12 protein-coding genes are annotated in these 12,719 nt (G+C 69.8%); 11 read left to right on the top strand and 1 reads right to left on the bottom strand.

What is annotated here, in order from left to right; all coding sequences use genetic code 11:
- The first annotated feature begins 4 nt into the window (after window positions 1–4).
- From CIW48_RS11685 to CIW48_RS11640, 10 genes are all read left to right on the top strand, one after another.
- The gene (locus CIW48_RS11685; protein WP_149310926.1) at window positions 5–406 is read left to right on the top strand and encodes a DUF559 domain-containing protein; all 402 of its coding nucleotides are present in this window, start codon (window positions 5–7) and stop codon (window positions 404–406) included.
- Window positions 403–1,329, top strand: coding sequence for a UDP-N-acetylmuramate dehydrogenase (murB, locus tag CIW48_RS11680; protein WP_149310925.1), 927 nt, complete (start codon window positions 403–405; stop codon window positions 1,327–1,329). Before CIW48_RS11685 ends, murB begins: the two co-directional genes overlap by 4 nt.
- Window positions 1,330–1,441: 112 nt before the next feature.
- Window positions 1,442–2,365: a D-alanine--D-alanine ligase gene (locus CIW48_RS11675; RefSeq protein WP_149310924.1), complete on the top strand. Its 924-nt coding sequence runs from the start codon at window positions 1,442–1,444 to the stop codon at window positions 2,363–2,365.
- Window positions 2,332–3,285, top strand: a complete 954-nt coding sequence (locus CIW48_RS11670; RefSeq protein ID WP_091784074.1) for a cell division protein FtsQ/DivIB — start codon at window positions 2,332–2,334, stop codon at window positions 3,283–3,285. The genes CIW48_RS11675 and CIW48_RS11670 overlap by 34 nt, the downstream gene beginning before the upstream one ends.
- Before the next feature lie 52 nt (window positions 3,286–3,337).
- Window positions 3,338–4,660: a cell division protein FtsA gene (ftsA, locus tag CIW48_RS11665; RefSeq protein ID WP_091784071.1), complete on the top strand. Its 1,323-nt coding sequence runs from the start codon at window positions 3,338–3,340 to the stop codon at window positions 4,658–4,660.
- A 92-nt stretch (window positions 4,661–4,752) separates the two neighbouring features.
- Entirely contained in the window at window positions 4,753–6,495 is a 1,743-nt protein-coding gene (ftsZ, locus tag CIW48_RS11660) for a cell division protein FtsZ (RefSeq protein ID WP_149310923.1), read from the top strand.
- A gap of 437 nt (window positions 6,496–6,932) precedes the next feature.
- Window positions 6,933–7,880 (top strand): UDP-3-O-acyl-N-acetylglucosamine deacetylase, encoded by a 948-nt coding sequence (gene lpxC / locus CIW48_RS11655; protein WP_149310922.1) that lies wholly within the window; start codon window positions 6,933–6,935, stop codon window positions 7,878–7,880.
- A gap of 192 nt (window positions 7,881–8,072) precedes the next feature.
- Window positions 8,073–8,954 carry an outer membrane protein assembly factor BamD gene (locus CIW48_RS11650; protein ID WP_149310921.1) on the top strand — a complete coding sequence of 294 codons (882 nt, stop codon included), beginning with the start codon at window positions 8,073–8,075 and terminating at the stop codon, window positions 8,952–8,954.
- 184 nt (window positions 8,955–9,138) lie between these two features.
- On the top strand, window positions 9,139–10,812 hold the full coding sequence (gene recN / locus CIW48_RS11645; RefSeq protein ID WP_149310920.1) for a DNA repair protein RecN: 1,674 nt from the start codon (window positions 9,139–9,141) through the stop codon (window positions 10,810–10,812).
- Window positions 10,813–10,928: 116 nt separating this feature from the next.
- Window positions 10,929–11,129: a hypothetical protein gene (locus CIW48_RS11640; protein WP_149310919.1), complete on the top strand. Its 201-nt coding sequence runs from the start codon at window positions 10,929–10,931 to the stop codon at window positions 11,127–11,129.
- A 15-nt stretch (window positions 11,130–11,144) separates the two neighbouring features.
- On the opposite strand, the gene CIW48_RS11635 is transcribed toward CIW48_RS11640, so the two are convergent.
- A complete protein-coding gene (locus CIW48_RS11635; protein ID WP_091784057.1) occupies window positions 11,145–11,390 on the bottom strand; it encodes a hypothetical protein in 246 nt (81 codons plus the stop codon).
- Between the two features lie 233 nt (window positions 11,391–11,623).
- Between CIW48_RS11635 and pstS the strand changes: the two genes are divergently transcribed.
- Window positions 11,624–12,664 (top strand): phosphate ABC transporter substrate-binding protein PstS, encoded by a 1,041-nt coding sequence (pstS, locus tag CIW48_RS11630; RefSeq protein WP_149310918.1) that lies wholly within the window; start codon window positions 11,624–11,626, stop codon window positions 12,662–12,664.
- Window positions 12,665–12,719: the final 55 nt, after the last annotated feature.

Here is a 12,719-nt window from a genome sequence, read left to right as displayed (position 1 = left end):
GGGGATGCGCGAGGCCGAACCGGAACGGACCTGTTTCCGGCGACGGCTGCGCGCGGCGCGGCTGATCATCGAACTTGATGGGCGCCAGCACGCGGACAACGAGCATGATCGCGTTCGCGAGGCGAGGCTGTCTGCGCAGGGCGATCGCGTCCTGCGGTTCTGGAACGCGGACGCCGCAACCAATTTCGCCGGTGTCGTGGACACTATCCTGGCAGCGCTGCCCCCGTCTCCCCGCCTGCAGGGAGACGGGAGCAGCGCGGCGAGCCCGAAGGGCGAAGGTGAGGAGGCGGCTCCGGTCGAGTCACATTCGGAACCGCCCCCTCACCCTCGGCTGCCGCCTCGATGCGACGACGAGGTCGTCGCATCCCTCTCCCCGCATCCGGGAAGAGGGGAGATTCAAACATGACCGCATCCCTCCACGACCGCATCCGGGCCGCCGCGCCCGACCTCCGCGGGCGCCTGCTCGCCGACCAGCCTCTGGCGGACCTCACCTGGTTCCGGGTCGGCGGCCCGGCCGAGGTGCTGTTCACCCCGGCCGACGAGGAGGACCTCGCCCGCCTCTTGGCCAGCCTCGGCCCCGACGTGCCGGTGACGGTGATCGGGCTCGGCTCCAACCTCATCGTCCGCGATGGCGGCGTGGCCGGCGTGGTGATCCGCCTCGGCGGCAAGGCGTTCGGGAGCATCGCGATCGACGGCGAGACTCTCGACGTCGGCACCGCAGTCCCGGACATGCGCGTCGCCAAGGCGGCGGCTGAGGCCGGTCTAGACGGACTCGCCTTCTACCGCGGCATCCCGGGCTCGATCGGCGGCGCGCTGCGCATGAATGCCGGCGCCCATGGCGGCGAGACCACCGACGTGCTGGTGGAGGCCCGCGGCATTGACCGGCGGGGCGACCCGCGCACCTTCACCCACGCTGAGATGGGCTTCGCCTACCGCCATTCGGGCGCGCCGGAGGACGTGATCTTCACGCGCGCCCTGTTCCGCGGCAGGCCCGGCAACCGGGCCGCCATCGAGGCCGAGATGGAGCGGGTCACGGCCGCCCGCGAGGCGGCTCAGCCGATCCGCGAGCGCACCGGCGGTTCGACCTTCGCCAATCCCCCGGGCGGCAAGGCGTGGCAGCTCATCGACGCCGCCGGTTGCCGGGGCCTGACCCGCGGCGGCGCCCAGGTCAGCGCGATGCACTGCAACTTCCTGATCAACACCGGCACCGCGACCGCAGCCGACATCGAGGGGCTCGGCGAGGAAGTCCGCCGGCGCGTCCGCGAGACCAGCGGGGTCGAACTGCGCTGGGAGATCCGGCGGATCGGATCGGCGGCCGGGGCGACGTGAGAGCGGTCTTCCCGACATGCCGGCGCGGTCGCGATCCGGTGCTCGTCAGCCACCGGTGACCGTTCGGGCGCATGCAGATTCTGTTTGAAGCCGACCTATTCGAGGTGCCCTGATGTCCAAGCACGTCGCCGTCCTGCTGGGCGGCACCTCCGCCGAGCGCGAAGTCTCGCTCAATTCCGGCAAGGCCTGCGCCGACGCGCTCGAAGGCGAGGGCTATCGGGTCACGCGGGTCGATGTCGGTCCCGACATCGCCTCCGTGCTGACGGCGCTCAAGCCGGACGTGGCCTTCAACGCGCTGCACGGCCCGGACGGCGAGGACGGCACGATCCAGGGTCTCCTGGAGATCCTCAAGATCCCCTACACCCATTCCGGCGTCCTCGCCTCGGCGCTCGCGATGAACAAGGAGCGGGCCAAGACCGTCATGCGCGCAGCCGGCGTCGACGTGCCGGAGGGCCGGATCGTTAACCGTCATGAGGCCGCCAGGACACACCCGCTGCCGCCACCTTACGTGGTGAAACCCATCGCGGAGGGCTCCTCGGTGGGTGTGATCATCGTGCGCGACGGACGCTCGCATCCGCCCCAGATTCTCGCCTCCGCGGACTGGACCTTCGGCGAGCAAGTCCTTGTAGAACCTTACATAGCCGGCCGCGAACTCACCTGCGGGGTGATGGGCGACAGGGCCCTCGGCGTCATCGAGGTGAAGGCCGCCAACGGCGACTGGTACGACTACGACGCGAAATATGCTCCGGGCGGCTCGGTGCACGTGCTCCCGGCCGAACTTAAACCAAATGTTTACCAGCGTGTCCAAGAACTGTCGTTAACGGCGCATCAAGCACTGGGCTGCCGGGGCGTCAGCCGTGCCGACCTTCGATTCGACGACACGCCGGGTGGTACCGGCCTGCTCGTGGTTCTGGAGGTCAACACGCAACCCGGCATGACCCAGACGAGCCTTGTGCCGGAGATGGCGGCCCATGCGGGCCTGAGTTTCGGTGAGCTCGTCCGATGGATGGTGGAGGACGCTTCCCTGAATCGCTGAGCGGCGATGCCGCCGGCCGGAGCGGTCCCGCGCGCCTCGTCGGTGCGGTCCTGGGTCGGCTCTTTGGCCGGGTCTCGTCCCGGTCCCTCTCGGTGCGTCGGGCCCGCTCGGGTCAGCGCCTGAGCGAGCGCCTGCCGCGCGGGGCCGGTGTCGTGGCGGTCTCCGTATCCGCCGCTGCCGTGGCGCTCGCCGGTTTCGTGGCGAGCGGCCGCTACGATTCTTTCGTGGCCGAGCAGGGCCGCCCCCTCGACATCGCCGCGCGGATCACCGGCTTCGGCGTCGAGCGCGTGACCATCTCGGGCATCTCCCGGATGTACGAGCGCGAGGTACTGGCCGCCGCCGGGATCGACTGGCGCTCCTCGGTCCCGTTCCTCGACGTCAACGACGTGCGCGAGCGCCTGCTCCGCGTGCCGCTGATCGCGCAGGCCTCCGTCCGCAAGATCTATCCCAACGAGATCGCCATCACCCAGGTGGAGCGCGAGCCCGCGGCCCTCTGGCAGAAGAACGGCGAGATCAGCGTGATCGCGGCCGACGGCACCGTCATCGACGCCATGCGGGACGACCGCTATGCCAGCCTGCCCCTGGTGGTCGGCGAGGACGCCAACACCAAGCTTCCGGAATATCTCGCCCTCGTCGCCGCCGCGGGGCCGCTCGCCGAGCGGATCAAGGCCGGTACCTACGTGTCCGGCCGGCGCTGGACCCTCAAGTTCGACGGCATCGACGTGCGCCTCCCCGAGGCCGACCCGGCCTTGGCGCTCGCCCGTCTCGTGCGGTTCGAGCGCGAGGCCGGCCTGCTCGAGAAGGACATCATCGCGGTGGACCTGCGCATGCCGGACCGCCTCGTGGTGCGCCTGACCGAGGAGGCGGCCGCCGCCCGTGCGGAAGCCCAGAAGGCGAAGAAGAAGGGCGCGGCCAGCTGATGCCCTTCCTGTCGATCTCCGCCCGTCCCGCACCCCGCGCCCGGTAGCGTCAATGCACAGCCAACACGGCCTCACGCCGCGCTTGAAGCCGCTCTCCGCCCGGCGCTCGACCACCCTCTCGGTGCTCGATATCGGCACGAGCAAGGTGGTCTGCCTGATCGCCGAGCTTCAGCCCGCCGAGGCGCTCACGACGCTCCGCGGGCGCACGCACCTCGCGCGCATCATCGGGATCGGCCACCAGCGCTCGCTGGGCCTGAAGGGCGGCGCCATCGTCGACCTCGCCGCGGCCGAGAGCGCGATCCGTCAGGCGGTGCATGCCGCCGAGCGGATGGCCAAGGTCGAGGTCCAGTCGGTCATCGTGAACATGTCGGGTGGTCGGCTCGCCTCGCAGCACTTCCAGGCGCGTGTGAACGTCCGCTCGGGCGCAGTCACGGGCAGCGACGTCGAGCGGGTGCTCGAGACCGCGAGCGCCCACGGCGTGAGCCCCGGCCGAGCCGTTCTGCACGCCCTGCCCACCGGCTACGCCCTGGACGGCCAGGGCGCGGTGATCGACCCGTCCGGCATGATCGGCGAGGCGCTCAGCGTCGACATGCACGTGGTCACCAGCGAGTTGGCCGCCGCCCGCAACGTGATGCTGGCGGTCGAGCATTGCCACCTCGGGGTCGAGGCGGTGATCGCCACGCCCTACGCGGCAGGCCTCTCGGCCCTGGTCGATGACGAGGCCGAGATGGGCGTCTGCGTGGTCGACATGGGCGGCGGCACCACCAGCGTCGGCGTGTTCTCGGGCGGCCACCTCGTCCACGTGGACGCCCTGGCGGTCGGCGGCCACCACGTCACCATGGACATCGCCCGCGGCCTCTCCACCCGCATGGCGGCGGCCGAGCGGCTGAAGACCCTCTACGGCTCGGCCCTCTCCACCCCCTCCGACGACCGCGACATGATCGCCGTGCACGGCGTCGGCGAGGACGAGGGCGAGGCGCCGGCCCACATCCCGCGTTCGCAGCTCGTGCGGATCATCAAGCCGCGCGTCGAGGAGGTGGTCGAGCTGGTGCGGGACCGCCTGCGTGACGCGGGCTTCGCCGCCCAGGCCGGGCGGCGCGTGGTCCTGACCGGCGGCGCCAGCCAGCTCGTCGGTCTGCCCGAGGTCGCCCGCCGCGTCCTCCAGGGCCAGGTGCGGATCGGGCGGCCCCTCGGCATCCGGGGACTGCCGGAAGCCGCCAAGGGGCCGGCCTTCTCGGCGGCGGTCGGCCTGCTCGTCTACCCGCAGGTGGCGCATGCCGAGCATTTCGAGCCGCGGGGGCACGGCGCCTTCGCGGCGACCGGAACCGACAACTACCTGAACCGGGTCGGCCGCTGGCTCCGGGACAGCTTCTAGAGTTTCGCATCCGCCCCACAGATGGGCGGGTCGAAGTGAATCCGGCGCCCCGGCGTCGCACGGAAAGCATAGTTAGCGAGAGGCTCGACACCATGGCCATCACACTCCAGGCGCCGGACATCCGGGAACTCAAGCCCCGCATCACCGTCTTCGGCGTCGGTGGCGCCGGCGGCAACGCCGTCAACAACATGATCGAGTCGGGCCTGCTCGGCTGCGAGTTCGTCGTGGCCAACACCGACGCCCAGGCGCTCACCTCCTCGAAAGCCGAGCGGGTGATCCAGATGGGCCTGGGCGTGACGCAGGGCCTCGGCGCCGGCTCGCACCCGGAGGTCGGCTCGGCCGCCGCCGACGAGGTGATCGACGAGATCCGCGACCAGCTGTCCGGCGCCCACATGTGCTTCATCACCGCCGGCATGGGCGGTGGCACCGGCACCGGCGCGGCCCCGGTCATCGCCCGCGCGGCCCGCGACATGGGCATCCTGACGGTCGGCGTCGTGACCAAGCCGTTCCAGTTCGAGGGCATGCGCCGCATGCGCACCGCCGAGTCCGGCATCCAGGAGCTGCAGGCCGCGGTCGACACGCTGATCGTGATCCCGAACCAGAACCTGTTCCGGGTCGCCAACGAGAAGACCACCTTCGCCGACGCCTTCGCGATGGCCGACCAGGTGCTCTACTCCGGCGTCGCCTGCATCACCGACCTGATGGTGAAGGAGGGCCTCATCAACCTCGACTTCGCCGACGTCCGGGCGATCATGCGCGGCATGGGCAAGGCCATGATGGGAACCGGCGAGGCGTCCGGCGAGAAGCGCGCCAACCGCGCCGCCGAGGCGGCCATCGCCAACCCGCTCCTCGACGACGTGTCGATGAAGGGCGCCCGCGGCCTGCTGATCTCGATCACGGGCGGCTCGGACCTCACCCTCTACGAACTTGACGAGGCCGCCACCCGCATCCGCGAGGAGGTCGACCAGGACGCCAACATCATCCTGGGCGCCACCTTCGACGAGAGCCTTGACGGCATCATCCGCGTGTCGGTGGTCGCGACCGGCATCGAGCCGCTGCTGATCTCGGCGAATTCGCCGAACAACCCGGCCATCGCCGAGACCGAGCAGCGCATCGCCGAGGTCGCGGAGCGCTTGCGCGCCGAGGCCCGCGCTCGCGCCTCCTCGCCAGTCCCGAGCATCCGCACCGAATCGGTCGCCCAGGCCCCCGCGCCGCAGCCCGCTGCCGAGATGCGGCACGAGCCACGGATCGAGAGCCGCATCGAGGCCGCCGCGCCGGTCACCCGCGACGACGTCGTGCTCGCCCCGGCCCAGGCGCGCGCCGCGGCGCCGTTCGTCCCGGCCCCCGCGCCGCAGCGGGCGGAGCCGGCCGCTGCCATCGAGGCCGGCCCGTTCGTCCCGCCGCGTCCCGCCGCCCCGACGGGCACGCCGCTCGCCCGCGCCCCCCGGATGCCGCAGATCCACGAGCTGCCGCCGATCGCCCAGACCCAGATCATGGCGAACCGCGCTGCCGAGGAGGCCGCTCCGGAATCCAAGCGGACCTCGCTGCTGCGCCGGCTCGCCACGGTGGGCTTCGGCGGTCGCCGCGAGGATATGGAGAGCGCCCCGGCGGCTCGGCCGGCGACTCCCGTCGCCCAGCCGCCGCATATGGGCCACCCCCAGATGGCCCAGCCTCACGTGCCGCCGGCGCCCCGCGCACCGGCCGCGCCCGCGGTGCCGCAATACCGCCCGGCGCAGGGCAACCTCGACGCGCAGGGCCGGGTCTCGCCGCAGTCCCGGATGATGGACGACGATCAGCTCGAGATCCCGGCCTTCCTTCGCCGCCAGGCGAACTGACCGGCGCGGATCTCGGACACGACAGCAGGGCCGGCGGGAAACCGCCGGCCCTCGCGCTGCAACAAAGCAACTCATGGTTGTTGCACCTGTCGAGACCGCTCCGCAGGTCGGCGCGCGGCGGGTGTCGAGGCCGTTCGCGTGGTGCATCCGCGCCACAGATCGGCCGCCGGTTAGTCACGCATTAACCAACCTTTAAGCCTTTGCTGCAGCAGGATTTTGCGGTCACGGATCGGTAAGCGTGTCTGTAACAGACCGTAAGAATCCGTGATTTGGCTGCCCTGTGCGGCGCAGCTATAGAAACCATGTGATCGAGACGACACGCATCAGGACACAACCTGATCGCGTGGGCTAGGGCATCAAGCAGCGGACGGATCAGTCAGTTTTCTCCTCACCCTCAGTCGGGGTGTCGGGATCTGGTCGCGCCCGGGGGCTAAGGAATGCGAACGCACAAACAGACGACCCTCAAAGGGCCGGCGACTCTCTCGGGCATCGGGGTCCACTCCGGCAATCCCGCAGAGATCACGATCCGACCCGCTCCAGCCAATCACGGCATCGCCTTCCTTCGCACCGGTACCACCCACGGCAATGACCGCCTGATCAAGGCGCATCACGCCCTCGTCTCCGCTACCGAACTCTGCACCGTCCTGGGTGATGTCGAGACCGGCGCCGTCGCCACCGTCGAGCACCTGATGTCCGCCCTGTACGGTCTGGGCGTCGACAATGCCCTGATCGAGATCGACGGCCCCGAGATGCCGATCCTCGACGGATCCGCGCTCCCCTTCGTCCAGGCGATCGACCAGGCCGGGATCGCCACCTGCGACACCCCGCGGCGCTGGCTCAAGATCCTCCGCCACGTGCGCATCGAGACCGGCACGTCCTTCGCGGAACTGCGCCCGATCGACCGCGGCTTCCGCGTCGACGTCGAGATCGACTTCGAGAGCCCGGTAATCGGCCGCTCCCGCAAGGCGATGGACCTGTCGCCCGCCGCCTATCGCCGCGAGATCGCCGGTGCCCGGACCTTCGGGATGATGCGGGACGTGGAGCGTTACTGGAAGGCGGGCTTCGCCCTCGGCGCCTCGCTGGAGAACACGGTGGCGGTCGGCGAGACCGCGGTGGTGAACCCGGAGGGCCTGCGCTTCCAGGACGAGTTCGTCCGCCACAAGATCCTCGACGCGATCGGCGATCTTTCGCTGGCCGGCCTGCCGATCCAGGGCGCCTACCGCTCCTATTGCGGCGGCCACCGGATGAATGTCGGGGTGCTCTCGGCCCTCTTCGCCGACCGGGCTAACTACGCCATCGTCGAGGCCCAGGGCTCGCGCCGCGAGACCGTGCTGGCCGAACTGGGCGTCGGCCTCAGCATCGCCGCCTTCGCGGGCGACCTGTAGAAAACCCTCTGTGACCGTTAGGACACAGCTGGCAACCGATCCTGGCGGCCGCAGCCTTGCCGCTTTCGTGCCCGAATCGAACGGCAGGATTTAACGGTCCGTGAACGGCGGGCACGGCCCGAGGCGGGCCGGATCCACCCACGCGATGGCATGACGGCGCGAAACAGCGCCGGTTCCGGGAAAGAGCGCCAGATGCCTGTCACCATTCGTCATCGCCGGGCGGCGGCCTTCGCGGCGCCCCTCGTGGCCCTCCTCGGCCTCGGCCTCGGCGGCTGCGACTTCGATCCGACCAGCATCTTCGCCGAGAAGTACAAGCCCGAAGTCGTTCCCGATGTTCCGGCCGACAAGCTGTACAGCGATGGCTTGGCCAAGCTCGAGGACAGCGACTACGAGGGCGCCGTCAAGAAATTCGACAGCCTGGACAAGCAGTACCAGTATTCGGAATGGTCCCGGAAGGCGCTGCTGATGACGGCCTACGCCAATTACGAGGGCCAGAAATACGACGACGCGATCAGCGCCTCGAAGCGCTACCTGCAGCGGCATCCGGCCAGCAAGGATGCCGCCTACGCGCAGTACCTGATGGCGATGTCGAACTATAAGCAGATCCCGGACGTCACCCGCGATCAGGAGCGATCCGAGAAAGCGCTCGCCGCTCTTCAGGAGCTGGTTCAGAAGTATCCGACCTCGGAATACGCCACGGACGCGAAGGCGAAGATCCAGATCACCCGCGATCAGCTCGCCGGCAAGGAGATGGAGATCGGGCGCTTCTACCTGGAGAAGCGCAATTTCCCGGCGGCGATCAACCGCTTCCGCGACGTGGTCGCCAAATACCAGACCACCCGCCACGCCGAGGAGGCGCTCGAGCGCCTGACCGAGGCCTATTGGGCGCTGGGCATCACCCAGGAGGCGCAGAACGCCGCCGCGGTGCTCGGCCACAACTTCCCGGAAAGCCCCTGGTACAAGGACGCGCACGCGCTCCTGGCTCAAGGCGGCCTTGAGCCCCGCGAGGAGAAGACCTCCTTCCTCTCGAAGATCTACCGCACGGTCACCGGCAAGACCGCCTCGGCCGAGTAAGCGTCTGGGTCCGCGCAGGGCCGGCCCACAAAACCATCGAGGCCCGGAGTCGCCGCTCCGGGCCTTTTCCATTGCGGCGCCCCTTGCGGCACACCGACTGAGCGGTGTGACGCATTTTTGGGGTGAATCCGCGCCGCAGCAGCCTTATGTCTGCGGTCCCATCCTGAGGAATCCCCGTCGCCGCATGCTGGCGCAGCTCGCGATCCGCGACATCGTCCTGATCGATAGGCTCGAACTGAATTTCCGATCGGGGCTCAGCGTCCTGACCGGAGAGACGGGCGCGGGCAAATCGATCCTGCTCGACGCCTTCGCCCTGGCGCTCGGCGGCCGCGGCGACGGCCGCTTGGTGCGCCACGGCGAGGCGCAGGGCGTCGTCACGGCGGTGTTCGATCTGCCCGTCGACCATCCCGCGCGCCGGATCGCGGCCGAGGCCGAGATCGACACCGAGGGCGAGCTGATCCTGCGCCGGACCCAGATGGCGGACGGCCGCACCCGCGCCTTCGTCAACGACCAGCCGGTGGGCGTGCAGGTCCTCCGGGCGATCGGCGCGGCCCTGGTGGAGATCCATGGGCAGCACGACGACCGGGCGCTCGCAGACCCCGCCTCGCACCGGGCGATCCTCGATGCCTTCGGTGGGCTTCACGCTCAGCTCGCCAAGGTCGCGGCTGCGTCGCGGGCCGTGAGGACGGCCCGCACCGAACTCGCCGAGCACCGCGCCCGCGTGGAGACGGCCCGCAAGGAGGCCGACTTCCTGCGCCATGCCGTGGAGGAACTCGCCGAACTCGCGCCGCTTCCCGGTGAGGAGGCCCAGCTCGCCGAGCGCCGCACGATCATGCAGCAATCCGAGAAGGTCGCGCGCGAGCTCAACGAAGCTCTGGAAGCGGTCGCCGGTCCTCATTCCGGCGTGTCGCATCTCTCCGCCGCCCTGCGTAAGCTGGAGCGCCGCGCCGCGCAGCTACCGGCTCTCGTGGAGCCGTGCGTGACGGCCCTCGACGCCGCGATGGTCGCCCTCGACGAGGCCCGTGCAATCCTCGACGCGGCGGTGGCCGAGACGGAGTTTGATCCCCGCGACCTGGAGCGCGTGGAGGAGCGGCTCTTCGCCCTGCGCGCCGCCTCGCGGAAATACGACGTTCCGGCCGACGACCTCGCGGCCCTGGCGCAGCGCTACGCCAACGACGTTGCGGCCATCGATGCCGGCGAGGCGGCTCTGGCCGGGCTCGCGCAGGCGCTCGCGGCGGCCGAGGCCGCCTATGCCGAGGCCGCTGAGAGGCTCAGTGCCGGGCGCCGCCGCGCAGCCAAGCAGCTCGACGCTGCCGTGAAGGCCGAGTTGCCGCCCCTCAAGCTGGAGCGGGCCCGGTTCATCACCGAGATCGTCACGGATCCGGAATCCCGCGATCCGGCCGGCACCGACCGGGTCGAGTTCTGGGCCCAGACCAATCCGGGGACCAAGCCCGGCCCGATGATGAAGGTCGCCTCGGGCGGTGAGCTGTCGCGCTTCATGCTGGCCCTCAAGGTGGTGCTGGCCGACAAGGGCTCCGCCCCGACCCTGATCTTCGACGAGATCGATACCGGAGTCGGCGGTGCGGTGGCGGATGCAATCGGGATGCGGCTCGCCCGGCTGGCAGCGACCGTGCAGGTGGTCGCGGTGACCCATGCCCCCCAGGTCGCCGCCCGCGCCGAGACGCATTTCCTGATCGCCAAGGCGCCGGTGAAAGGAGCCGGCCGCGTTGCCACCCGCGTGGCGAGCCTGCCGGTCGCCGAGCGCCGAGAGGAGATCGCCCGGATGCTGGCGGGCGCCATCGTCACCGACGAGGCCCGCGCGGCCGCGGCACGGCTCCTCCAGGGCGCCGATGCATAATCTGCCGGCAACCTTAACCATTGGTTGCATGCAACGATTCGTTAACCATTCATAGTGAGAGTGCCTCCATCCCGGTGCCGCGGCAGGTTTGGGCGGTCGAAGGGCGGGAGGGAGCCATGAAGCCGTCACTCGTCGAGTCCGATGCGCACCTGCCTGCGGGACGACCGCTGAAGCGCGCGGTCGACACCCGCCAGCTCGGCCTCACCCTCCGCACGGTCTACGAGGGCAGCGTCGACACGCAGCCGATCACCGACACCCACGTGGAGCTGCTCCTGCGCCTGCGCCAGAAGGAGCGGGAGTTGCGCCGGGCGATCTGACCCGGCCCCGCGCCGCTACCAGCGGCGCGCGCCCGGCCGTCGCCGGTACTCGGCAGCCCGAATCAGCGTCAGCACGCGGTCGAGGCTGACCAGCAATTCCGCCTCCTCGCACCGCGCCGCGCTGGCGGCAGCCGGATCGGCGCTGAATTTCTGACGCGCCTGTGCCAGCGTCAGCGCACGCTCCACAGCTTCCCGCTCCGCGTGCAGGGCCAACCAGGCCGGATCGGCTTCCGCCGCTGTATCGACCTCCTCGCCGCCCACGATTCCGATATCCTTCCATCGCCGTTGCCGAAGAGGAACGCGCGAGATCCCGGAACCGTGCCGCGGGAACCGCGGCGCGATGTCATGCCGGTGTCATCTACCTGTCGTAACCGCCCGTCCATCGGGCGGCCGGCGCTGGGTCTCTTCGGAAGATCGGCCGCAGAGCTCTGCCGCGGGCATGGGCTTGCCGGCAGCGCAGCGCAGGCTCTTGCCCGACGGCAACGGAGAATCCCTTGAGACCCTTCGCTTACGCGCTCGCCGTCGGCCTCGCGACGGTTCAGCTGGCGTCCGCGGCGCTCGCCGCCGATATCACCGGCGCCGGGGCCACGTTCCCCTTCCCGGTCTATTCCAAGTGGGCCGAGGCCTATCGCAAGGAGACCGGCGCGGGCCTCAACTATCAGTCGATCGGCTCCGGCGGCGGCATCAAGCAGATCCAGGCCAAGACGGTCGATTTCGGCGCTACCGACGCGCCCCTGAAGCCCGAGCAGCTTGCCAAGGACGGCCTCGTCCAGTTCCCGACCGTCATGGGCGGCGTCGTGCCGGTGGTGAACATTCCCGGGATCGAGCCGGGCAAGCTCAAGCTCACGGGCGACGTGCTGGCCGACATCTACGCCGGCAAGATCGCGAAGTGGAGCGATCCTCGGATCGCCAAGCTCAATGACGGGCTGAAGCTCCCCGACGCGAACATCACCCCGGTCTACCGCTCCGATGCGTCGGGCACGACCAACATCTTCACCACCTACCTGGCTCAGGTCTCCGAGACCTGGAAGAAGGAATACGGTGCGGCCACGACGATCTCCTGGCCGGTGGGTCAGGGCGGCAAGGGCAACGAGGGCGTCACCGCCACCGTGAAGCAGGTTCCGAACGCGGTCGGCTACGTCGAGTCCGCCTACGCCAAGCAGAACAAGCTCTCCTACGCCCTCCTGCAGAACAAGGCCGGCAAGTATCCGCAGCCCGACGACAAGGCGTTCCAGGCCGCGGCGGCGAGCGCCGATTGGAAGTCGACCCCGGGCTTCGGCATCTCGCTGACCAATCAGCCGGGTGAGGATGCGTGGCCGATCACGGCGGCGACCTTCATCCTGGTCCACAAGGATGCCGCGGATCCGGCCAAGGCCGCCGATGTGCTCAAGTTCTTCGACTGGGCCTACAAGAATGGCGACAAGCTTGCCACCGACCTCGACTATGTCCCGCTGCCGGACAACGTCGTCGATCTGATCCACCAGGAGTGGAAGGACGTGAAGGGCAAGGACGGTAAGTCTGTCTTCAACATGTGAGCGTGGCCGCGAGGAGGTGAGAACCTCCTCCCTCGCTTCCGGGAACGCAGCGCGC

This window comes from Methylobacterium sp. P1-11, assembly GCF_008329595.1.
GTDB lineage: Bacteria > Pseudomonadota > Alphaproteobacteria > Rhizobiales > Beijerinckiaceae > Methylobacterium.
The sequence above is the reverse complement of the archived record's forward strand: the minus strand, read 5'-3'. Positions and strand labels throughout refer to the sequence as shown.